The sequence below is a fragment of the Paraburkholderia sp. BGA-UO-ETr-F21 genome (assembly GCF_059567925.1).
On sequence record NZ_JCAQOY010000040.1, the window covers coordinates 1,208,787 to 1,231,353 of the forward strand.

The following is a 22,567-nucleotide window of genomic DNA, read 5'->3' on the forward strand; positions in this document are numbered from 1 at the left end:
ATGGCCGCCGACTCAGGCGGCAAACTCAGAGGCGAGCCCAACCGGCCAGCCCCGCCCACGTCCCCCTCACCACCACCGATAAAAATGATGCACCGGCCCGACGCCGCTGCCGACATCGAGTCGATCGCTCGCCTGCAGCGCGCCGGTCAGATACTGCTTCGCGTCGGCGACGGCGCTCGCCAGATCGCCGCGTTGCGGAATCAGCGCCGCGATCGCCGACGACAGCGTGCAGCCCGTCCCGTGCGTATTCTTCACCGGCACGCGCGGGCCGCCCAGACGCAGCGTGCCGCTCTCCTGCACCAGCCAGTCCGGACTATCCGTCGCGCTCAGATGGCCGCCTTTCATCAGCACCGCACGCGCACCGAGCGCGCGCAGCGCTTCGCCTTGCTCGACCATGCCCGCTTCATCGGTCGCGGCCGGCACGCCGAGCAGCGCGGCGGCTTCCGGCAAATTCGGCGTCAGCAGATCGGCGAGCGGCAGCAATTCGTCGCGCACCGCCGCGACCGCGTCGGGCAGCAGCAACGCGTGATTGCTCTTGGAAATCATCACCGTGTCGAGCACGATGTGCTTCGGCTTGTGCCGGCGCAGCGCGTCCGCCACGGCGCGCGCGATCGGCGCGTTTGCCAGCATGCCGATTTTCACGGCGTCGATGCGGATGTCGTCGAACACCGCGTCGAGTTGCGCGGTAATGAAACCGGGGTCCGGCGCGTGAATCGCGGTGACGCCGCGCGTGTTCTGCGCGGTGAGCGCGGTGATCACGCTCGCGCCATACGCGCCGAGCGCCGAGAAAGCCTTCAGGTCGGCCTGAATACCGGCGCCGCCGCCGGAATCGGAACCGGCGATCGTCAGCACATTGGGAATCGGTTGAGTCATGGCAAAGCGAGGAAGGAGGAAGGCGCGGGCCCCGAGGTGAGCGGGCGACCCGGCGCGGGTCAGTGCTTGGCTTCGCCGATCAGCGCGACCGAGTCGAATGCGCGCTGGTTGGCCTGGTGGCGCCGCATGACGAACCACATCATCACGCACACGAAGGTGCCGAACAGCACGATCACCGCCGTGACCGGCACGTCGAGCCAGACCAGCACGGCGTAGAGACACAGCATCACGAGCACGGAAAGGTTTTCGTTGAAGTTCTGCACGGCGATCGAGTGACCCGCCGACAGCAGCACGTGGCCGCGATGCTGGAGCAACGCGTTCATCGGCACCACGAAAAAGCCCGACAGGCCGCCGACGATCATCAGGAACACATACGCGACAATCAGATAGCCCGGCACATGCATGCGGCCGAAATAGAGGCCCCAATGGGCGGGGAACAGATCGCGCGTGTAAAACGCCATCAGCATCACGGCGATGCCCATCATGATGCCGACCGGCAACACCGAGAGCGACTTTTTCAACGGCACGCGCGAGGCCGCGAAAATCGCGCCGGCCGCCACGCCCACGGCGACCACCGCCTGCAGGATGGCCGCCTCGGAGAGCGACATGCTGAGCGACACTTCGGCCCACTTCAGGACGATGAATTGCAGCGTCGCGCCGGCGCCCCAGAACAGGGTGGTGACGGCGAGCGAAATCTGCCCGAGCTTGTCGCGCCACAGCACGAGAAAACAGTCGGCGAAATCGGTGACGAGCTTGATCGGGCCGCGCTCCTGTTTCGGATAGCGGGCGCCGGTGTCGGGAATGCGCAGATTGAACAGGGCGGCGATCACATAGATCACCATGATCACCAGCATCGCCGCCTCGGCGGGCGTGTTGACGGTGGGAATGTGATGCCGCAGGATCGGCGCGGCAATATGCGGGCTGATGAGCGCTCCGCCGAGCACGGTGCCGAGAATGATCGAGCCGACCGTCGTGCCTTCGATCCAGCCGTTCGCGGCGACCAGCCGGTCAGGCGGCAGCAGTTCGGTGAGAATGCCGTATTTGGCGGGCGAATAGGCCGCCGCGCCGAAACCCACGATGCCATACGCAATCAACGGATGCGCGCCGACCAGCATCGTGATGCAGCCGACCACCTTGATCGTGTTGGTGACGAACATCACGCGTCCTTTCGGACGGGAGTCGGCGAAGGCACCCACGAAGGCGGCGAGAACGACGTACGACAGCACAAAGAACAACTTGAGCAGCGGCGTCATCCAGTTCGGGGCGTGAAGATCTTTCAGCAGTGCGATAGCGGCGATCAGAAGCGCATTGTCGGCCAGCGACGAAAAAAACTGCGCGGCCATGATGGTGTAAAAACCTTTTTTCATCTGATGCGATGCTGTCCTCGCTGCGGTCTGTCCGCCCCGGCCGCTGGTTGAGCGTCCGGGCTTATGCCGTTCGAAATGGGTTGTGCGCACGGCTTTATATCATGAAAATAGCTGGATTCGGACTAGCAAAATCCTTGATCGCACCGCCCAGCGGGCTGCCGAGCGCTGAAAACGCCCTGTAAGCCGCTGATTCGCAAGCGTCTTTACGAAAATATCCCATGCCGCGCCCCCTTTCAGCCACGATTCATACCTCCGCTCTCGCCAACAACCTGGCCGTCGCCCGGCGCCACGCGCCGAAATCCAAAATCTGGGCTGTCGTCAAGGCCAATGCTTACGGGCATGGCCTTGCGCGCGTCTTCCCGGGCCTGCGCGCCACCGACGGCTTTGGGTTGCTGGACCTCGAAGAAGCCGTGAAGTTGCGTGAATTGGGTTGGGCCGGGCCAATTCTTCTGCTCGAAGGCTTCTTTCGCCCGACCGACATCGACGTGATCGACCGTTACAGCCTGACCACCGCGCTCCATTCGGACGAACAGTTGCGCATGCTCGAAATGGCGCGGCTGTCCAAACCGGTCAACATCCAGCTGAAGATGAACACTGGCATGAACCGCCTCGGTTACACGCCGGAGAAGTTCCGCGCCGCGTGGGAACGCGCGCGCGCCTGTCAGGGCGTCGGTCAGATCACGCTGATGACCCATTTCTCGGACGCCGACGGCGATCGTGGCGTCGACTATCAGGTGGAGGCGTTCGAGCGCGGCGCGCAAGGCATTGCCGGCGCGCGCAGCCTGGCGAATTCGGCGGCCACGCTGTGGCATCCGGCCACGCACTTCGATTGGGTGCGTCCGGGCATCATCATGTACGGCGCGTCGCCCTCCGGCGTCCACGCCGCGATCCACGGCACCGGCTTGCAGCCGGCCATGACGCTCGCCTCGGAATTGATCGCCGTGCAAATGCTCAGCGAAGGCCATACGGTCGGCTACGGTTCGTCGTTCAAGGCGCGCGGCCCGATGCGCATCGGCGTGGTGGCCTGCGGCTACGCGGACGGCTATCCGCGCGTCGCGCCGGAAGGCACGCCGGTGATCGTCGACGGCGTGCGCACGCGGGTCGTCGGCCGCGTGTCGATGGACATGCTCACCGTCGACCTGACGCCGATTCCGACCGCCAACGTCGGCTCGCGCGTCGAGCTGTGGGGTAACGCGCTGCCGATCGACGACGTCGCCCAGGCGTGCGGCACCATCGGTTATGAGCTGATGTGCGCGGTGGCGCCGCGCGTGCCGGTGCGCGCGGAGTAAAGGTCGCGAAGTAAAGGTCGCGAAGTAAAGGTCGAACATGGGCGCGGGCTGGTGCCTCGCGCCCAGCGGAAGTTCCAATCCAAAGAACAGCAACACAGGCAACAAGCGCGTGGCTAAACCCAAGACGGTGTACATCTGTAGTGAATGCGGCGGGCAATCGCCGAAATGGGCCGGCCAGTGCCCCTCATGCAATGCATGGAACACGCTGGTCGAGTCGGTGGCGGAAGCGCCTTCCACGCACCGCTTCCAGTCGCTCGCGAAGAGCGCGCCGGTGCGCCGTCTCGCCGATATCGAAGCGTCCGACGTGCCGCGCTTTTCCACCGGCGTGAGCGAGTTCGACCGCGTGCTCGGCGGTGGTCTGGTGCCGGGCGGTGTGGTGCTGATCGGCGGCGATCCGGGCATCGGCAAATCGACGCTGTTGCTGCAATCGCTCGCGGAAATCGCCGCTGACAAACGCGCGCTCTATATCAGCGGCGAAGAATCCGCCGCGCAGATTGCGTTGCGTGCGCAACGACTTTCGCTGCTGGAGCCGGGCTCGAAGGCGAGCGAACTGCAACTGCTGGCCGAAATCCAGCTCGAAAAAATCCAGGCGACGATCGCCGAGCAGCGACCCGATGTCGCGGTGATCGACTCGATCCAGACGGTCTATTCCGACGCGCTGACTTCCGCGCCGGGCTCGGTCGCCCAGGTGCGCGAGTGCGCGGCGCAACTCACGCGCATCGCCAAGCAGTCGGGCACCACCATCATCATGGTCGGCCACGTGACCAAGGAAGGCGCGCTGGCGGGGCCGCGCGTGCTGGAACACATTGTCGATACGGTGTTGTACTTCGAAGGCGACACGCATTCGTCGTATCGTCTCGTGCGCGCGATCAAGAACCGTTTCGGCGCGGTGAATGAGCTCGGCGTGTTCGCCATGACCGAGCGCGGCTTGCGCGGCGTGGCCAATCCGTCGGCGCTATTTCTGTCGCAGCATGAGCAGTCGGTGCCGGGTTCCTGCGTGCTGGTGACGCAGGAAGGCACGCGGCCGCTGCTGGTCGAAGTGCAGGCGCTCGTGGACGCCGCCAACGCGCCGAACCCGCGGCGCCTGGCGGTCGGCCTGGAGCAGAACCGGCTCGCGATGCTGCTGGCGGTGCTGCACCGGCATGCGGGCATCGCGTGTTTCGACCAGGATGTGTTCCTGAACGCCGTGGGCGGTGTGAAGATCACCGAGCCCGCCGCCGACCTGGCCGTGCTGCTCGCGATCCACTCGTCCATGCGCAACAAGCCGTTGCCCAAGGGGCTGGTGGTGTTCGGGGAAGTGGGTCTCGCCGGTGAAATCCGGCCGTCGCCGCGCGGTCAGGAGCGTCTGAAGGAGGCTGCCAAACTGGGCTTCTCCGTCGCGGTGATTCCCAAGGCCAATGCGCCGAAGCAGCCGATAGAAGGCTTACAGGTGGTTGCGGTCGAGCGGATCGAACAGGCCATCGACCGGGTCCGAACGCTCGAATAGACGGGGCTCGTGCGCCTCCAGGCGCCCGCCGCTCCGTAATGGCCGGTAAATATCTCCATATTGGCTGTAACCTACCGGACATTCCTTTTTCCTAAGCTGCAAGGGTTTGCATCCCTTCTGATGCCCGAAAAAGGATCGCGCCTTGAAACAGTCATATGAAACCGTAGCCGAGCGGCCGATACAGGTGCGCGGTTGCCGCGTCTCCGCGCCCATTCGCCAGCCATGGGGCGGCGCCTGCCGGATCGTCGAGTGGATCGATACGGCGGGGCAGATTTCGCGGCGGGTGGTGGCCGAACACGCCACGGCCGCCGAAGTCCGCGCCACGATCGACCGTCATGTGGAAGGCCGCAAGCACATGCTGTACGACGATGAAAAGACGCCGCGTCAGACTTTGCCGAGGCAGACTGCCGCGCGGCGTTGAGGGCGTTGAGGGCTTTGAGGGCGGTAAGGGCGGTAAGGCGCGGCTTCTCCCGCGCGTTACCGGACCAACCGGTCTTCCTCGTCTTCGCCGCGTACGTTTGCCGCATCGTAAGCCTGCGGATTGAACAGCGGATGGCGCGCGGCTTCGGCCGCTGTCAGCACTGGCGAGACACAGCAGTCGAGCGCCTCCAGCATCACCACCCATTCTTCCAGCGGACGCTTGCCGATCACCTCGGCGAGTTCCTGCGTGAGCGCGGCGGCGTCAGGGCCACCGATGGCCTGGCCGAGACTCCAGTGGCGCGTGGCCCATTCGGGCCGGTCGAGCGCCATGCAGAGCGTTTCCCAGAACTTCAATTCGAGCGCGCCGACCGCGAGCCAGCGGTTATCGAGCGTGCGGTAGAGGTTGTAGCAGGGCACGCCGCCATTCAGCAGACCGGCGCCTGCGGCCGGCGCCGCGCCTTCATTGGCGAGCGCGACCTGCGCCACGACGTTGTGCGCGTAGGTGACGTGCGTCATGGATACGTCGACGAAGCGGCCTGTGCCGCCGCGCGACACCTGCCATAACGCCGCGAGAATCTGCGTGACTGCGCTCAAGGCACCGCCGAGCAGATCGGCGATCTGAAAATTCGGCAGGATCGGCGCGCCGTCACGGCCCGCCAGTTGGTCGAGCACACCCGCGTAGCCGATGTAGTTCAGATCGTGACCGGCGTGATCGACGAACGGACCGCTCGCACCGTAGCCGCTGATCGCGCAATAGACCAGCCGGGGATTGGCCGCGCGCAACGTGTCGTAGCCGATGCCGAGCCGCTCCATCACGCCGGGCCGGAAACTCTCGATCAGCACATCCGCTTCGGCCGCGAGCGCGCACAGCACGTTGCGGCCCGCCTCGGATTTGAGGTCGAGGCGCGTTTCGCGCTTGCCGCGATTCACTAACCGGTAGAACGCGCCGGGCCGCCCGGCCACGCGATCGCTCGACGATTGCATCATCGTGCGGGTGGGGTCGCCGGCGCCGGGCGCTTCGATCTTCAGCACGTCGGCGCCCAGCTCGGCCAGCCGCAAGGCGGCCACCGGTCCAGGCAGCAGGCGAGTCAGGTCGAGCACTCGCAGACCTTGCAGCGCGGGCGGCGCGGGACTGGCCGATGACCTGGCCGATGAGTTGGTCGATGACTTGGCCGATGACTTGGCCGATGAGCCGGCCGATGAGCCGGCCGATGCCCCGGCCATTGTTGCGGCCGTTGAGACGGATGATGTCGCAGAAGACAAAGCCAACCTCTCGTCGATGCCGGCGCGGACCTGAAACAGCGTGCCGCTAACCGATTTGTTCGAGTTCCTCGTGAGTCTCGAGCCATTCGGCTTCGAGCGCTTCGAGGCGCGCGTTCACGTCTGCCTGACGGCGGATCGCCTCCGTCAGTTTGCTTTTCTGTGCGGGCTCGTAACTCGCCGGATCGGCGACGAACGCATCGAGCGTCGCTTTCTCCGCGTTGAGCGCGTCCATTTCCTTTTCGATCTTGGTGATCCGGCTTTGCAGCGGTTTTTTCAGATGCGCGAGCTTCTGGCGCGTTTCGGCTTCGAGGCGCCGCTGTTCCTTGCGGTTGACGCCGTTGTCCGCACCGCCGTCAGCGCCATTGCCGCCGTTCGACGCCGTGCCCGCCTTGAGCGCCGCGCGCTGTTCGGCCGCATGCTGAAGCAGCCAGTCGCGATAGTCGTCGAGGTCGCCGTCGAACTCCTGCAGGCGATGTTTCGCGACCAGCATGAACTGATCCGTGGTGGCGCGCAGCAGGTGCCGGTCGTGCGACACCAGAATCAGTGTGCCTTCGAACTGGGCGAGCGCCATGGTCAGCGCGTGACGCGTTTCGAGATCCAGGTGGTTGGTCGGCTCGTCGAGCAGCAGCAGGTTCGGCTTTTGCCAGATGATCAGCGCGAGCGCGAGGCGGGCCTTTTCGCCGCCTGAGAAGGGCGCGATCTTCGAGGTCGCCATTTCGCCGGAAAAGTTGAAGCTGCCGAGGAAGTCGCGCAATTCCTGCTCGCGCGTGTCCGGGGCGAGGCGCGCGAGGTGCTGCAACGGCGTGTCGTCCGGACGCAGGGTTTCGAGCTGATGCTGCGCGAAATAGCCGATGCGCAGCCCCTTGCCTTCCCGCACGTGGCCGCCGAGCGCCTCGAGCGTGCCGGCGAGCGTCTTGATCAGCGTGGACTTGCCCTGGCCGTTCGCGCCAAGCAGGCCGATGCGCTGCCCGTTCTGGATCGACAGCATGACGTGATCGACGATCGGAATCTCGACGCCCGGTTCGTCTTCGCTGCGATAGCCGCAGCGCACGTCTTCCATCACCATCATCGGATTCGGCGCGGAATCGGGCGTGCGAAACTCGAACGTGAACGGCGAGGCCGCATGCGCCGGCGCGATCAGCTCCATCTTCTCCAACGCCTTGACGCGGCTTTGCGCCTGGCGCGCCTTGGTGGCCTGCGCCTTGAAGCGGTTGATGTAGCTCTGCAAATGCTCGACCGTGCGCTGCTGTTTCTCGTACGCGCTTTGCTGCAACGCGATCTGCTGCGCGCGCAGCACTTCGAATTGCGAGTAATTGCCGCCGTAGCGCTTGATCTGCTGCTGCTCCAGATGCAGCGTGACGTTGCAGACCGAATCGAGGAATTCACGGTCGTGCGAGATCACGATCAGCGTGCCCGGATAACGGGCCAGCCAGTCTTCCAGCCAGACGATCGCGTCGAGGTCCAGGTGGTTGGTCGGTTCGTCGAGCAGCAGCAGGTCGGAGCGGCACATCAGCGCCTGCGCGAGATTCAGCCGCATGCGCCAGCCGCCCGAAAAGCTGCTGACCGGTTCGCGTGTCTGGTCGAGCGTGAAGCCGAGCCCTAGCAGCAAAGCTTCGGCGCGCGCGGGCGCGGTGTAGCCGTCGGCGTCGGCGAATGCGGCGTGCGCTTCGCCTTCGGCCGCGCCGTCATGGGCAGCGGAGGCGGCGGCAATGCGCGCTTCGATCGTGCGTAAGGCGGCGTCGCCATCTAGCGTGTAGGCCAGGGCGGTTTTGTCCGCGGCCGGCGTTTCCTGCGCGACGTGCGCGATCTGCCAGGTCGGCGGGATCGAAAAATCGCCGCCGTCCGCATGCAGCTCGCCGCGCAGCACGGCGAACAGCGTTGACTTGCCCGCGCCGTTCGCCCCCACCAGGCCGGCCTTTTCGCCGGGGTTGAGGGTGAACGTGGTGTTGTCGAAGAGCGGCTTGGTGCCGCGCGCTAGGCTGAACTGGTTAAAGCGGATCACGAAGAGGCCGGCTGGAGAAAATCGCTATTTTAGACTGCCGGGGCTGACACCGGGCGCTCAGCCGGCATCGGCCATTCGGCCGACTGTATCGGCGAAGCTTTTGGCATAGACTGACGGCTTTTACGGGGGGAGCACATGGCATCGATTTATTCGTTTTCGGCGCGCACGCTGGGTGGCGAGGAAGTGAGCCTTGGGCAGTATGATGGCAAGGTTTTGCTGATCGTCAATACGGCGAGCGAATGCGGGTTCACGCCGCAGTACGCCGGCTTGCAAAAGCTGTACGACACCTACGCGGCGCGCGGGCTCACGGTACTCGGTTTTCCCTGCAACCAGTTCGGCAAGCAGGAGCCGGGCGACGCCGCGCAGATCGGCAGCTTCTGCGAAAAGAATTACGGCGTGACTTTCCCGATGTTCGACAAGGTCGACGTGAACGGTGCGAACGCGCATCCGCTGTTCCGCTACCTGACCGGTGAAGCGCCGGGCGTGCTCGGTCTGGAGGCCATCAAGTGGAATTTCACCAAATTCCTGATCGACCGTGACGGCAACGTGGTGAAGCGTTACGCGCCGCTGACAAAGCCCGAGGCGATTACCGAGGATATCGAAAAGCTGCTGTGAGACGCGGTGGGAAACAAGAGTTGGACTCGCGTCGTCGCTAAAGGCCGGTACTGGTGCGACGCGGCTGCAGCGCAAGCGCCCTTACGGCCTTGGGTTAGTCTTGGGCGTTAGTCCTTAGCGCGGCTGCCTTGCTGGACTGCTTAGAATCGGCAGCCGGCCGGCCGGCTGGGCGCGGGCGCCGACTTCAGATTCACGCCGTTGCGGCGAATCAGCGCTGTTTGCAGCCACGCGGCCTCAAAGGATTGGCGAAAAGAGCCGCGCTACGTGCATGAGCACGCGCTTCAAGGCGCTTGCCTGCCGGTATTCGTTACGGTCGATTTCGCGCGATTCGGCGAAGTCGGCCAGCAGCATCGTTTCGACCTCTTCGGCAAAGCCGCGATCCACGGTCAGCACCATGATCTCGAAGTTCAGGCGGAACGAGCGGTTGTCGAGGTTTGCGCTGCCGACTGCCGCGGCCACGCTGTCGATCAGCACGACCTTCTGATGCAGGAAGCCCGGCTGGTAGCGGAAGATCCGGATGCCCGCGCGCAGCGAGTCATACGCATACAGCTTCGAGGCCGCGAACACGACGAGGTGATCGCGCCGGCTCGGAATCAGAATGCGCACGTCTACGCCGCGCAGCGCCGCGAGCCGTAATGCCGAGAAGACCGCTTCATCGGGAATCAGGTAGGGCGAGGTGATCCAGATCCGCTCGCGCGCCGCATTGATCGCTTCGACGAAAAAGAGCGAGCAGGTCTCCTGCTTGTCCGCCGGGCCGCTCGGCACGACGAGGCAGTGCATGCCCTGGCCGCCATCAGGCTGGATGGCCGGAGCGGGCGGCATGTCGAATTCGGGCAACTGCTGCGTGGCCCAGTGCCAGTCTTCGGTGAAGACGAACTGAATGCTGGCGACCGCGGGGCCGCGCACTTCGATATGCGTATCGCGCCATGGCGAAAGTGGTGGCTTGCCGCCGAGATATTCCACGCCCACGTTGTGTCCGCCGACAAACGCGCGTTCGCCGTCCACCGAAACGATCTTGCGGTGATTGCGGAAGTTCACCTGCAGACGGTTGACGAAACGGCGATGGGTGGCGAACGGATGCGTCTCCACGCCGCCCGCGCGTAGCGCCGCCACATAGCGGTGAGGCAGATCGAAGCTGCCGATGCTGTCGTACAGGAAGTAGACGCGCACGCCCTGTTTTGCTTTCGCAATCAGTGCATCTTTGAGCATCTCGCCGAGCGCGTCGTCGCGCACGATGAAGAACTGCACGATCACGTAACGGCGCGCGTTCTCGATCGCTTCGAAGATGGCCTCGAAAGTCGCCGCGCCGTTGACCAGCGTGCGCACCGTGTTGCCGGGCAGAAACGGCATGCCGCCCAGGCGCGTGAGCGAATGCACGAGCCTGCCGCCCAGCTCCAGCGTGGGCAGGTTCGCCGACGAAGCGCGCGTGTCCCATTCCGGCGGATGCGCGCGTGTGCGCAGCAGTTCGTTTTCGACGCGGCGCGCGTCCGCATAGCCGGCAAACTTGCTGCGGCCGAGGAACAGATACGGGATCAGCGTCAGATAGGGCATTGCGACCAGCGACACGGCCCACGCAATCGCGCCTTGCGATGTGCGGGTGTTCAGAATCGCATGGCACGCCGCGACCACGCCGAGAATATGGCAGAGGCCGACCAGCGTGCCGATGTGAAGCAGGTCGAATTGCATAGGTGGACGAAGGGTTGGCGAGGGGCTGTCCTGGCTGGCTCGATGAGCGCCGGGTAGCTGAGCTCGCCCATCTTACCGAACGCGCGTGCATTCGGGGCGCGTGCGGCTCGAGGCGGGTGGTTTTGCTGCGCGAGCGCAGCAAAACTTTAGACCGGCAAATCAGCCGCCTGAATCAGGAACACGTTGTCGTCGCCGGCGCTGGTCGACAGCCAGACCAGATCGAGGCCGCCGAACGCCGCTTCCACGTGCGCGCGCTCATTGCCGATTTCCACCACCAGTACGCCTTCATCGGTCAGCCAGTTGCGCGCTTCGGCGATGATCCGGCGCACGATGTCCATGCCATCGGCGCCACCCGCCAGCGCCATATCCGGCTCGTGCTTGTACTCGGCAGGCAGTTCCTGCATGGACGCCGCGTTCACGTACGGCGGGTTGGTGATGATCACGTCGTAGCGGCGCTCGGCGAGCGGGGCATACAGGTCGCCTTCGAACAGGGCGATGCGGTCGTCGAGCTTGTAGTCCGTGACGTTGCGCGTGGCGACTTCCAGCGCGGGCGCGGACAGATCCACCGCGTCGATATCCGCGTTCGGGAACGCATGGGCCGCGAGAATCGCGAGGCAGCCGGAGCCGGTGCACAACTCCAGCACGGCGCTGACCTGTTCGGGATCTTCCACGTAGGGCTGCAAACCGTCCTGCAGCAGTTCGCCGATGAACGAGCGCGGCACGATCACGCGTTCGTCCACATAGAAGCGGAAGCCGTGCATCCACGCTTCCTGCGTGATGTAGGCGGCCGGCACGCGCTCGGTGGCGCGGCGCTCGATCACGTTCAGCACGGCGTCGATTTCAGCGGCGCTCAAACGCGCGTCGAGAAACGGCTCCAGCAGATCGAGCGGCAGATGCAGCGTGTGCAGGATCAGATAGGCGGCTTCGTCGTAAGCATTGGCCGAACCGTGGCCGAACGACAGATCGGCCTGGTTGAAGCGCGAAACCGCGAAACGCAGCAGGTCGCGAACGGTGGAAAACGGGAGCGTCATCGCAATAGTCCTTGGGTCACGCAATCAGTTGTTCGAGCACGCGGCGGTACACGTTTTTCAGCGGCTCGATGTGTGCGACTTCGATATGTTCGTCGATCTTGTGGATGCTGGCGTTCAGCGGGCCGAATTCGATCACCTGCGGGCAGATGCGCGCGATGAAGCGGCCGTCCGAGGTGCCTCCGGTCGTCGACAGTTCGGTGGTCACGCCGGTTTCGTCCTTGATCGCCTTGGCAAGCGCGTTCGACAGTTCGCCGCGCGGCGTGAGGAACGGCAGCCCGCTCACGGTCCATTGCAGATCGTAATCGAGCTCGTGTTTGTCGAGGATCGCATGCACGCGCGCCTGCAAACCTTCCACCGTGCTCGCCGTCGAAAAACGGAAGTTGAACATCACGTCCGCGTGGCCGGCGATCACGTTGGTCGCGCCGGTGCCGCTGTGAATGTTCGACACTTGCCACGTGGTGGGCGGGAAATATTCGTTGCCGTCGTCCCAGCGCTCCGCCACCAGTTCGGCGAGCGCGGGCGCAAGCAGATGCACCGGATTTTTCGCCAGATGCGGATAGGCGATATGGCCTTGCACGCCCTTGACGATCAGCTTGCCGGACATCGAACCGCGCCGGCCGTTTTTCACCATATCGCCGAGCTGCGCGCTCGAAGTGGGTTCGCCGACGATGCAGTAGTCCATGCGTTCGCCGCGCGCCTGCAGCGCCTCGACGACCTTGATGGTGCCGTCGGTGGCGGGGCCTTCTTCGTCGCTCGTGATCAGGAAAGCGATCGAGCCGCGGTGCGCCGGGTGCGCGGCGACGAACTCCTCGCTCGCCACCACGAAGCCCGCGATCGACGCTTTCATGTCCGCCGCGCCGCGGCCGTACAGCTTGCCGTCACGCTGGGTCGGCTCGAACGGCGCCGAGTGCCACTGTTCGAGCGGGCCTGTCGGCACCACGTCGGTATGGCCGGCGAACGCGAGCAGTTTGCCCGCAGTGCCGTCGACGCCGCGTTTGACGGCCCACAGGTTGGTCACGCCGTTCGATTCGATCGTCTCGTGCTCGAAGCCGAGCGCGGCCAGGCGTTCGATCAGGAGGCGCTGGCAATGCTGGTCGTCGGGCGTGACGGACGCGCGCGCGATCAGTTGTTCGGTAAGGGCGAGGGTGCCGGACATGGATTCGATACAAGCCACTTTAAAATGAAAAAATGCCGGCTGGCGGTGAGCACCGCAGCCGGCAACAGCTTTTGAGCCACGCGGCCAGGGCCGCGTTTTACTTCGTTTTGCGTTCACGGCGCCGGCGCATGGACTCGCGCCAGACGACTGGCAAATTCGGCGGCGCTCAACTCCGCGCGCCGGATCCGACGAACAATGCTGCTTTTACGCAAACAGCGCTTCGTACTCTTCCGCGGCAAAGCCGAGCGACTTCACGCGCCCGTTGACCACCAGCACCGGCCGCTTGATCACCGACGGCTTGTGGATCATCAACGCGATCGCGCCCGATTGCGTGTCCGCGGCCGCCTTCATGTCGTCGGACAGGGCGCGCCACGTGGTGCCGCGACGGTTCAGCAACGCGTCGAGCTTCACGTCTTTCAACCAGTCCTGCACGAGCGGTTCGGTCACGCCATGCTTCTTGAAGTCGTGGAACTCGAACTCGACGCCGTGCTCTTCCAGCCACACGCGGGCTTTCTTCACGGTGTCGCAGTTCGGGATGCCGTAGACGACGGTTTTGGTGCCGCGCGCCATCAGTCGCCTCGCAGCAGCTCGTTCAGGCCGACCTTCGCACGCGTCTTGGCGTCGACCTTCTTCACGATCACGGCGCAGTAGAGGCTGTGCGAACCGTCTTTCGACGGCAGGTTGCCCGCCACCACCACCGAACCCGCCGGAATGCGGCCGTATGTGACTTCGCCGGTTTCGCGGTCGTAAATTTTGGTGCTCTGGCCGAGGTACACACCCATCGAGATCACCGAATTCTCTTCGACGATCACGCCTTCCACCACTTCCGAACGCGCGCCGATGAAACAGTTGTCTTCAATGATGACCGGGTTCGCCTGCAGCGGCTCCAGCACGCCGCCGATGCCCACGCCACCCGACAGGTGAACGTTCTTGCCGATCTGCGCGCACGAACCGACGGTGGCCCACGTGTCGACCATCGTGCCTTCGTCCACGTACGCGCCGATGTTGGTGTACGACGGCATCAGCACGACGTTCTTCGCGATGAACGAGCCGCGGCGCGCAATGGCGGGCGGCACCACGCGAAAGCCGCCGGCGGCGAAGTCTTCAGCGGTGTAATTGGCGAACTTGGACGGCACCTTGTCGTAGAACTGCGAGTAACCGCCGGCCGGCATCGGCGCGTTGTCTTCCAGGCGGAACGACAGCAGCACGGCTTTCTTCAGCCATTGATTGACGACCCAGTCGCCGTCTTTCTTCTCGGCGACGCGCAGTGCGCCCTTGTCCAGTTGCTCGATGGCGTGGGCGACGGCTTCGCGCACGTCGGCCGGAGCGGCCTTCGGCGACAGTTCGGCGCGGTTTTCCCAGGCGGTGTCAATGATCTGCTGAAGTTGTTGCGACATATGCGTGCTTTATCGAAGAGTTGAAGTCTGAAGAAGGGGTGCGGTGCGCGAGGGTTGCAATCAGTGAAGACTCAACCCGCCAGCGCACGGCAAAAGTCGACGATCCGCTGCGCGCCTTGCGTGCATTCGTCGACGTCGGCGACGAGCGCCATGCGCACGAAATTGCGGCCGGGGTTCACACCATGCGCAGTGCGCGCGAGGAACGAGCCCGGCAGAACCGTCACATTATAGTCGGCGTAGAGGCGCTGGGCGAACTCGGTGTCCGTGAGACCGGTGCGCGAGACGTCCGCCCACAGGTAGAACGCGGCATCCGGCAGGCGCACGTCGAGCACCTCGGCGAGCATTGGCGTGACCGTGGAAAACTTCTGCACATACTTCGCGCGGTTCTCGCGCACGTGCGCTTCGTCATTCCAGGCCGCGATGCTGGCATTCTGGAACACGGTCGACAAGGCCGCGCCGTGGTATGTCCGGTATAGCAGGAAGCTCTTGAGAATCGCCGCGTCGCCCGCGACGAATCCCGAGCGCATGCCCGGCACGTTCGAACGCTTGGACAGGCTCGACAGCATGATGAGCCGCTCGAACCCGCGGCCGAGCTTGTGGGCCGCTTCCAGACCGCCGAGCGGCGGGCTGGCTTCGTCGAAATAGATTTCGGAGTAGCACTCGTCCGAGGCGATCACGAAACCGTAGCGGTCCGACAGCGCGAACAGCTCGCGCCAGTCGTCGAGCGTGAGCACCGCGCCGGTCGGATTGCCGGGCGAGCAGACGTAAAGCAGCTGCGTGCGCGCCCAGATATCGGCCGGCACCGCCGAATAGTCGCAGGCAAAGTTGCGCGCCGGGTCGCTATTGACGAAGTACGGCTGCGCGCCGCCCAGAATCGCCGCGCCTTCGTAGATTTGGTAGAACGGGTTCGGACAGAGTACGATCGCAGGCTCGCCGTCAGCATTCTTTTTCGGGTCGAGCACGGTTTGGGCGAGGGCGAACAACGCCTCGCGCGACCCCGATACCGGCAGCACCTGGGTGGCCGGATCGACCGGCGGCAGGTTGTAGCGCTGCGTAACCCACTTCGCGATCGACTCGCGCAGGGCAGGCGTTCCGATCGTGGCCGGATACGCGGACAAGCCGCCGAGCGAGGCCACCACGGCGTCGCGGATCAGCGCCGGCGTGGGGTGTTTCGGCTCGCCGATGCCGAAGCTGATATGCGCGAGGCCGGCGTTCGGCGTGACGTCCGCGAAAAGCGCGCGCAGCTTTTCGAACGGGTAGGGCTGAAGGGAGTCGAGTAGCGGGTTCACTGGGCGGATCGAGCCTGATCGAAGATGGGCGCTGACGGATGCAGAAAGAAGCGGCGCACGCGCTGGCGGCGGTAAAGCGCAAAAACACGCTCGAAAGATGGCAGCAGCGGCGAGCGGATGATTATAGCGTGGTGAGCCTGGCGTGGCGGGCCTACCGTGGCGCAGGGTTTCGCGGGCGGGCCTGAGCCGGCGGCGCCGCGCCACGCCAGGCCCGGCCCGGCCAGTTGAACGGGCAAGCAGATTAGGGACCCCGCGCCAGCAAGCACCGGCGCAACCCGCCAGGCGGCGCAGGCAATGCGCTGCAGCGGGAACGACGCGAACCGCCGACGGTTCGCGCAAGCAAGAAGCAGGAGCAGCAATGTACACAGCAGCCCCGGAGACATCCGGACACAACAGGCGCAGGAGCGCCGCGGTCCGCGACAGACACACCCCGAACGCCTCCGCAAGGAGTTCCGCACCATGACCAACTGGCTTCGCAACGGTTGGCCCACGCTCGCGATCATGCTGGGCGCGTCGGTGTGGGGCATGATCTGGTATCCATTGCGCATGCTGAATGCGCTCGGCGTGACCGGCACGGCAGCCAGCGCGCTGACGAGCGGCGCCGGCTGCCTGTTCGTGCTGCTGGTGCGGTATCGCGCGCTCAAGACTGTGCGCTGGCACTGGCTGCTGCCCGCTCTCGCGCTGGCCGCGGGCATCACCAACCTCGGCTTCGTGTGGGGCTCGATTCATGGCGAGGTGATGCGTGTGCTGCTGCTGTTCTATCTCACCCCGGCGTGGACCGCGCTCTTCGCGCACTTCATCCTGCATGAGCGGCTCACGTGGTCGGGGGCAGGGCTGGCCGCGCTGTCGCTAGCCGGCGCGATGACCATGTTGTGGTCGCCGCAACTGGGCATTCCCGTGCCGGGCAATCTCGCCGAATGGGCGGGCCTCGCGGGCGGCATGGGCTTTGCCATGAGCAACGTGCTGATTCTCAAGACGAGCCGCGTGTTGCCTGATATGAAGCCGGAAATGCGCACCGCGACGATCTTCGGCGGCGCGGCGATTTTCAGCGCCTGTGCTTCGGTATTCGAGGCGATGCCCGCGCCGCCCACTGGCGCGCATCTCGGCACGGCCGCCTTGCTGGTGCTCGGCCTCGGTTTTCTGCTCGCGTCGAACAATATGCTGGTGCAGTACGGGCTTGCGCGCGTGCCGGCCAACCGGGCTTCGATCATCATGCTGTTCGAGATCGTAGTCACGGCGTTGTCGGCGTGGCTGTTCGCCGGCGAGACGCCCGGTCCGCGCGAATGGGCCGGCGGCGTGTGCATCGTGCTGGCCTCGGCGCTGTCCAGTTGGGTGCATCGGACCAAGGCCATGCCGCCCGATCCGGCCATTCAGGAAGAAAGCCTCGTGAATGAACGCAATGCAGACCTCGGCGAGCGCAAGGACGGCAAGAACCCTCCACGCGCGATGGTATGATTGCCCCTCATTAGCCGGCACATGTCTGAACGCATGAAGCCGGCACCCGTGTCCCGAGGGTTCGTTGGGTTTCGCGGGCCGTGTCGCTCTTTCCGCGAACGGCTGGCGCGGCCTTCACGAGCCACCCATTTTTTCCCTTTTCAAACAGCGAAATCGCCGTGCGTCTGACCTCGATCAAACTCGCTGGCTTCAAGTCATTCGTCGATCCCACGCATTTCCAGGTTCCGGGCCAGCTAGTCGGCGTGGTCGGACCGAACGGGTGCGGCAAGTCCAATATCATCGACGCCGTGCGCTGGGTGCTCGGCGAATCGCGCGCCTCCGAGTTGCGCGGCGAATCGATGCAGGACGTGATCTTCAATGGCTCGACCGCGCGCAAGCCGGGTAGCCGCGCCAGCGTCGAACTCGTGTTCGACAATGCCGACGGACGTGCCGCCGGCCAGTGGGGGCAGTATGCCGAAATCGCCGTCAAGCGCGTGCTCACGCGCGACGGCACCTCGAGCTACTACATCAACAACCTGCCGGCGCGTCGCCGGGACATTCAGGACATCTTCCTCGGCACCGGTCTCGGGCCGCGCGCCTACGCGATCATCGGGCAGGGCATGATCGCGCGCCTGATCGAGGCGAAGCCGGAAGAGTTGCGCGTGTTCCTCGAAGAAGCCGCAGGTGTGTCGAAGTACAAGGAACGCCGCCGCGAAACCGAGAACCGGTTGCACGACACGCGCGAGAATCTGACGCGGGTCGAGGACATCGTCCGCGAACTGGGGGCGAACCTCGAGAAGCTGGAAGCGCAGGCGGTGGTCGCCACGCGCTACAAGGAATTGCAGACCGACGGCGAAGAGAAGCAACGGCTCTTGTGGCTGTTGCGCAAGAACGAAGCCGGCAGCGAGCAGGAACGCCAGCAGCGTGCGATCGAACAGGCCCAGATCGATCTCGAAGCGCACACCGCGAAGCTGCGCGAAGTCGAAGCGCAACTCGAAACGCTGCGCGTCGCGCATTACTCCGCGAGCGACGCGATGCAGGGCGCGCAAGGCGCGCTCTACGAGGCGAATTCCGAAGTCAGCCGGCTCGAAGCCGAGATCAAGTTCATCGTCGAATCGCGCAATCGCGTGCAGGCGCAGATCGCCGCGCTGAATGCGCAGCGAGAGCAGTGGCAGTCGCAGGCGCAAAAGGCGCAAGACGATCTCGCGGACGCCGAAGAACAACTGGCCGTTGCCGAAGAAAAAGCCGCGCTGGCCGAAGACGAAGCCGCCGCCAAGCACGACGCGATGCCCGCGCTCGAAGCGCGCTGGCGCGATGCGCAAACGGAGTTGAACGCCGAGCGCGGCGGGATCGCGCAAACCGAACAGGCGCTCAAGCTCGAAGCCGCGCATCAGCGCAATGCCGATCAGCAATTGCAGCAATTGCAGGCGCGTCACGAGCGTTTGAAGTCGGAAGCAGGCGGTCTCGACGCTCCCGACGAAGCGCAGCTCGAAGACTTGCGCATGCAGCTTGCCGAGCACGAAGAAATCCTGCACGACGCGCAAACGCGTCTTGCCGACGCGCAGGAAACGCTGCCGCGTCTGGACGGCGAACGCCGCGCCGCGCAGGAGCGCGTGCAGGCGGAAAGCGCGCAGATTCATCAGCTCGACGCGCGCCTCGCCGCGCTCAAGCAGTTGCAGGAAAACGTCCAGACCGAAGGCAAGATCCAGCCGTGGCTCGAAAAGCATGAACTGGGCGGCTTGCCGCGTCTGTGGAAAAAGCTGCATGTCGAAGCTGGTTGGGAAGCCGCGCTCGAGGCCGTGCTGCGCGAGCGGCTCGCCGCGCTGGAAGTGTCGAACCTCGACTGGGTCAAGGCATTCGCCACTGACGCGCCGCCCGCCAAGCTCGCCTTCTACGCGCCGCCCGTGGCCGGGCAGCCGTCCGTCACGCCGCCCGCGCTGCGCCCGCTGCTGTCGCTGGTGCGGATCGACGACGCGGGCATCCGCGCGGTGCTCAACGACTGGCTCGGTCTCGCGTTCGTCGCCGACGATCTGCAGCAGGCGCTCGCCATGCGCTCGCAGTTGCCGGAAGGCGGCTCGTTTGTCGTCAAGGCGGGCCATGTGGTGACGCGCGTGGGCGTGCAACTGTATGCCGCCGACTCCGAACAGGCCGGCATGCTGGCCCGTCAGCAGGAAATCGAAAATCTGGCGCGCCAGGTTCGCGCACAAGCCTTGCTCGCCGACGAGGCGAAGGCCGCTGCGATTCGCGCCGAAGCCGCGCACACGCAAGCCGCCCAGGCCTTGACCGACGTGCGTCAGCAGGCGGAGCGCGCCACGCAGCGCGTGCACGCCTTGCAGATGGACGTGCTCAAGCTCACCCAGGCGCACGAGCGTTACACGCAGCGCAGCACGCAGATTCGCGAGGAACTCGAAGAGATCACCGCGCAGATCGAAGAGCAGCGCGCCATGCGTGCGGAGTCGGAAGCGAACTTCGAGCGTCACGATGGTGAGCTGGCCGAATTGCAGGCGCGTTTCGAAGATCATCAGCTGGCGTTCGAGGCGCTCGACGAACAACTCACCGCCGCGCGCGCTCAGGCCCGCGATCTCGACCGCGCCGCCACCGACGCGCGCTTTGCCGCGCGCAACATGGCGAACCGCATCGACGAATTGAAGCGCAGTATTCAGGTCGCGCACGAGCAGAGCGAGCGTGTCGCGGCGTCGCTGGAAGACGCGCGCGCCGAGCTGGAAACGATCAACGAGCAGACCGCGCACACCGGCTTGCAGGACGCGCTCGACATTCGCGCGGTCAAGGAAGAAGCGCTGCACGCCGCGCGCCTCGAACTCGACGATCTCACCGCCAAGCTGCGTGCCGCCGACGAAACGCGTCTCACGGCCGAGCGCGCGCTGCAGCCTTTGCGCGACCGGATCAACGAATTGCAGTTGAAGGAACAGGCGGCGCGCCTGAACGGCGAGCAGTTCATCGAGCAACTGGCCGCGGCTGGTGTCGACGAGGCGCAATTGCAGGCCAAGCTCACGCCGGACATGAAGCCGTCGTATCTGCAGGGCGAAGTCACGCGCATCAACAACGCGATCACCGCGCTCGGTCCGGTCAACATGGCCGCGCTCGACGAACTGAAGGCGGCGACCGAGCGCAAGTCGTTCCTCGACTCGCAATCGGCCGACCTGAACAGCGCGATCGAAACGCTCGAAGACGCGATCCGCAAAATCGACGCGGAAACGCGCACGCTGTTGCAAGGCACCTTCGATCAGGTGAACCAGCATTTCGGCGAACTGTTCCCGCGTCTGTTCGGCGGCGGCCAGGCGAGGTTGATCATGACCGGCGACGAGATTCTCGACGCCGGCGTGCAGGTCATGGCGCAGCCGCCGGGCAAGAAGAATTCGACGATTCACCTGCTGTCGGGCGGTGAAAAAGCGCTGACCGCCACGGCACTCGTGTTCGCGATGTTCCAGCTGAATCCCGCGCCGTTCTGTCTGCTCGACGAAGTGGACGCGCCGCTCGACGACGCCAATACGGAACGTTTCGCGAACCTCGTGCGTGCAATGTCGGACAAAACCCAGTTCCTTTTCATCTCGCACAACAAGATCGCGATGGAAATGGCACAGCAGTTGATCGGCGTGACCATGCAGGAGCAGGGCGTGTCGCGGATCGTTGCCGTCGACATGGAAACGGCTGCGGGTTTCGCCCAGAATATCGTTTGAGTTGCGCTTGATTTGCGCTTGAATTGCTTTTGAGTCGACATTCGCGGGTGTCCGCGTTCAGCGCAGCGGCCGTTGGCCGCGCGACACGTGAGCCGGGCGTAGAAGCCGCGCAGATAAAAGAATTGCTGATGGAGCATGCATGGACGAGTTGACACTCGGTTTGATCGGCGCGGGTGCCGTGGTGGTCGGGGGCGTGGTCGTGTACAACGCATGGCAGGGCGCGAAGGTGCGCCGCAAGATGCCGCGGCCAATGCCGGCCGACACCGCCGAGAACTTCGCGCGGGACGATCAGGAGGAACAGAGCCCGTTCATCGAGCCGGCCCGGCCGACCACGCGCCGCGAGCCGGTGGTGGGCACCGAGGCGGCAGGAGAAACCGCGGCGGCGCGCGTCGAGCCGACTTTCGGCGGCCCCGCTACAGCGGCTGCGCCACTCGATACGCCGGCCGATATTCAGGCCGAGACGACCACGCCGAACGGCTACCCGGAAGCCGAGGGCGTGGCTGAAGCCGAAGGCGGCGAGCACGCAGAGGCCGGCAGGTCCGCGCAAGCCGCTCACCAGACCGACGAACCGGCCGAGCCGATTCTGCCAGCCGCCACGACGATTTCGTCCGCGCCGCCGGCTATCGTCGATCGCCGCATCGACTGTATCGTGCCGATTCGTTTGAATGGCCCGGTCGCTGGCGACAAGGTGATCCCGCTTGCGCAACGTCTGCGCCGCGCGGGCAGCAAGCCGGTACATATCGAGGGCAAGCTCGAAGGCGGCGCGTGGGAACTGCTGCAAAACGGCGCGCGCTACGAAGAGTTGCGCGCGGCCGCGCAGTTGGCCAATCGCAGCGGCGCCCTCAACGAACTGGAGTTCTCTGAGTTCGTCACCGGCGTGCAGCAATTTGCCGACGCGCTGGATGCGTCGCCGGAATTTCCCGACATGCTCGAAACGGTGGCGATGGCGCGCGAACTCGACGGTTTCGCCGCGCAGTGCGACGCGCAATTGTCGATCAACGTGCTCTCCGACGGCGCGCCCTGGTCCGCCAACTACGTGCAGGCGATCGCGTCGCAAGACGGGCTGCTGCTGTCGCGCGACGGTACGCGTTTCGTCAAGCTCGACGCGCGGCAAAGCCCGGTGTTCATGCTGCAATTCGGCGACACCAACTTCCTGCGCGACGACCTCACCTACAAGGGCGGCCAGATGATCACGCTGGTGCTCGACGTGCCGGTGGCCGACGAAGACATCCTGCCGTTCCGCCTGATGTGCGACTACGCAAAATCGTTGGCTGAGCGTATTGGCGGGCGAGTGGTCGACGACGGCCGCCGTCCGTTGCCGGAGACCGCATTGCTCGCGATCGAAAAGCAGTTGATGACGCTCTATGCGAAGCTCGAACAGGCGGGGATTCCCGCGGGTTCGCCGGCCACGCGGCGCTTGTTCAGCCAGTAATCTTTCACGTTTTTACCGGTGTCCGCAGCGGCCGCACGATGTGCGGCCGTTGTCGTTTCAGGCGGCGGTTTCGCGCGCGGCCGATGACCGGATGCACCCCGCGCCGAAACTGGCCATTCGGCCGATGTA

The 22,567-nt window shown here is 65.0% G+C and carries 17 protein-coding genes; 7 read left to right on the forward strand and 10 right to left on the reverse strand.

All coding sequences use genetic code 11. From position 1 onward, the window contains the following. Positions 1 to 66: 66 nt before the first annotated feature. Both thiD and lplT read right to left on the reverse strand, forming a co-directional pair. Positions 67 to 873: a bifunctional hydroxymethylpyrimidine kinase/phosphomethylpyrimidine kinase gene (gene thiD / locus AC57B1_RS37850; protein ID WP_091793301.1), complete on the reverse strand. Its 807-nt coding sequence runs from the start codon at positions 871 to 873 to the stop codon at positions 67 to 69. A gap of 59 nt (positions 874 to 932) precedes the next feature. Beyond that, positions 933 to 2,240, reverse strand: a complete 1,308-nt coding sequence (lplT, locus tag AC57B1_RS37855) for a lysophospholipid transporter LplT (RefSeq protein ID WP_091793303.1) — start codon at positions 2,238 to 2,240, stop codon at positions 933 to 935. 218 nt (positions 2,241 to 2,458) lie between these two features. Here lplT and alr point away from each other — a divergent pair, with 218 nt between their 5' ends. The 3 genes from alr to AC57B1_RS37870 all read left to right on the forward strand — a co-directional run bounded on the left by alr (position 2,459) and on the right by AC57B1_RS37870 (position 5,436). Further along, entirely contained in the window at positions 2,459 to 3,529 is a 1,071-nt protein-coding gene (gene alr, locus AC57B1_RS37860; protein WP_408302796.1) for an alanine racemase, read from the forward strand. A 109-nt stretch (positions 3,530 to 3,638) separates the two neighbouring features. Continuing rightward, complete coding sequence (gene radA / locus AC57B1_RS37865) at positions 3,639 to 5,015, forward strand: DNA repair protein RadA (protein ID WP_091800361.1); 1,377 nt, start codon at positions 3,639 to 3,641, stop codon at positions 5,013 to 5,015. A 142-nt stretch (positions 5,016 to 5,157) separates the two neighbouring features. Beyond that, complete coding sequence (locus tag AC57B1_RS37870; RefSeq protein ID WP_091793307.1) at positions 5,158 to 5,436, forward strand: DUF2866 domain-containing protein; 279 nt, start codon at positions 5,158 to 5,160, stop codon at positions 5,434 to 5,436. Between the two features lie 56 nt (positions 5,437 to 5,492). Here AC57B1_RS37870 and AC57B1_RS37875 read toward each other — a convergent pair whose 3' ends face one another. Continuing rightward, the gene (locus tag AC57B1_RS37875; RefSeq protein WP_408354056.1) at positions 5,493 to 6,551 is read right to left on the reverse strand and encodes a CaiB/BaiF CoA transferase family protein; all 1,059 of its coding nucleotides are present in this window, start codon (positions 6,549 to 6,551) and stop codon (positions 5,493 to 5,495) included. A 193-nt stretch (positions 6,552 to 6,744) separates the two neighbouring features. Then, on the reverse strand, positions 6,745 to 8,700 hold the full coding sequence (locus AC57B1_RS37880) for an ATP-binding cassette domain-containing protein (RefSeq protein WP_408353995.1): 1,956 nt from the start codon (positions 8,698 to 8,700) through the stop codon (positions 6,745 to 6,747). Positions 8,701 to 8,835: 135 nt separating this feature from the next. Here AC57B1_RS37880 and AC57B1_RS37885 point away from each other — a divergent pair, with 135 nt between their 5' ends. Next, complete coding sequence (locus tag AC57B1_RS37885) at positions 8,836 to 9,315, forward strand: glutathione peroxidase (RefSeq protein WP_091793311.1); 480 nt, start codon at positions 8,836 to 8,838, stop codon at positions 9,313 to 9,315. A 234-nt stretch (positions 9,316 to 9,549) separates the two neighbouring features. On the opposite strand, the gene cls is transcribed toward AC57B1_RS37885, so the two are convergent. The 6 genes from cls to dapC all read right to left on the reverse strand — a co-directional run bounded on the left by cls (position 9,550) and on the right by dapC (position 15,874). Next, the gene (gene cls / locus AC57B1_RS37890) at positions 9,550 to 11,001 is read right to left on the reverse strand and encodes a cardiolipin synthase (protein ID WP_408353992.1); all 1,452 of its coding nucleotides are present in this window, start codon (positions 10,999 to 11,001) and stop codon (positions 9,550 to 9,552) included. A gap of 146 nt (positions 11,002 to 11,147) precedes the next feature. Then, positions 11,148 to 12,032, reverse strand: a complete 885-nt coding sequence (prmB, locus tag AC57B1_RS37895; protein WP_408185692.1) for a 50S ribosomal protein L3 N(5)-glutamine methyltransferase — start codon at positions 12,030 to 12,032, stop codon at positions 11,148 to 11,150. Positions 12,033 to 12,048: 16 nt separating this feature from the next. Continuing rightward, a complete protein-coding gene (gene dapE, locus AC57B1_RS37900; protein ID WP_408353990.1) occupies positions 12,049 to 13,188 on the reverse strand; it encodes a succinyl-diaminopimelate desuccinylase in 1,140 nt (379 codons plus the stop codon). Positions 13,189 to 13,392: 204 nt separating this feature from the next. Then, positions 13,393 to 13,758: an ArsC family reductase gene (locus AC57B1_RS37905; RefSeq protein ID WP_408353988.1), complete on the reverse strand. Its 366-nt coding sequence runs from the start codon at positions 13,756 to 13,758 to the stop codon at positions 13,393 to 13,395. Then, a complete protein-coding gene (dapD, locus tag AC57B1_RS37910; protein ID WP_027213332.1) occupies positions 13,758 to 14,585 on the reverse strand; it encodes a 2,3,4,5-tetrahydropyridine-2,6-dicarboxylate N-succinyltransferase in 828 nt (275 codons plus the stop codon). Before dapD ends, AC57B1_RS37905 begins: the two co-directional genes overlap by 1 nt. A 71-nt stretch (positions 14,586 to 14,656) precedes the next feature. After that, positions 14,657 to 15,874 (reverse strand): succinyldiaminopimelate transaminase, encoded by a 1,218-nt coding sequence (dapC, locus tag AC57B1_RS37915; RefSeq protein ID WP_408302787.1) that lies wholly within the window; start codon positions 15,872 to 15,874, stop codon positions 14,657 to 14,659. A gap of 459 nt (positions 15,875 to 16,333) precedes the next feature. Here dapC and AC57B1_RS37920 point away from each other — a divergent pair, with 459 nt between their 5' ends. From AC57B1_RS37920 to AC57B1_RS37930, 3 genes are all read left to right on the forward strand, one after another. After that, positions 16,334 to 17,329, forward strand: a complete 996-nt coding sequence (locus AC57B1_RS37920) for a DMT family transporter (RefSeq protein ID WP_496420221.1) — start codon at positions 16,334 to 16,336, stop codon at positions 17,327 to 17,329. Between the two features lie 158 nt (positions 17,330 to 17,487). Next, entirely contained in the window at positions 17,488 to 21,006 is a 3,519-nt protein-coding gene (smc, locus tag AC57B1_RS37925) for a chromosome segregation protein SMC (protein ID WP_091800370.1), read from the forward strand. 139 nt (positions 21,007 to 21,145) lie between these two features. Next, on the forward strand, positions 21,146 to 22,438 hold the full coding sequence (locus tag AC57B1_RS37930; protein WP_408353983.1) for a cell division protein ZipA C-terminal FtsZ-binding domain-containing protein: 1,293 nt from the start codon (positions 21,146 to 21,148) through the stop codon (positions 22,436 to 22,438). Positions 22,439 to 22,567: the final 129 nt, after the last annotated feature.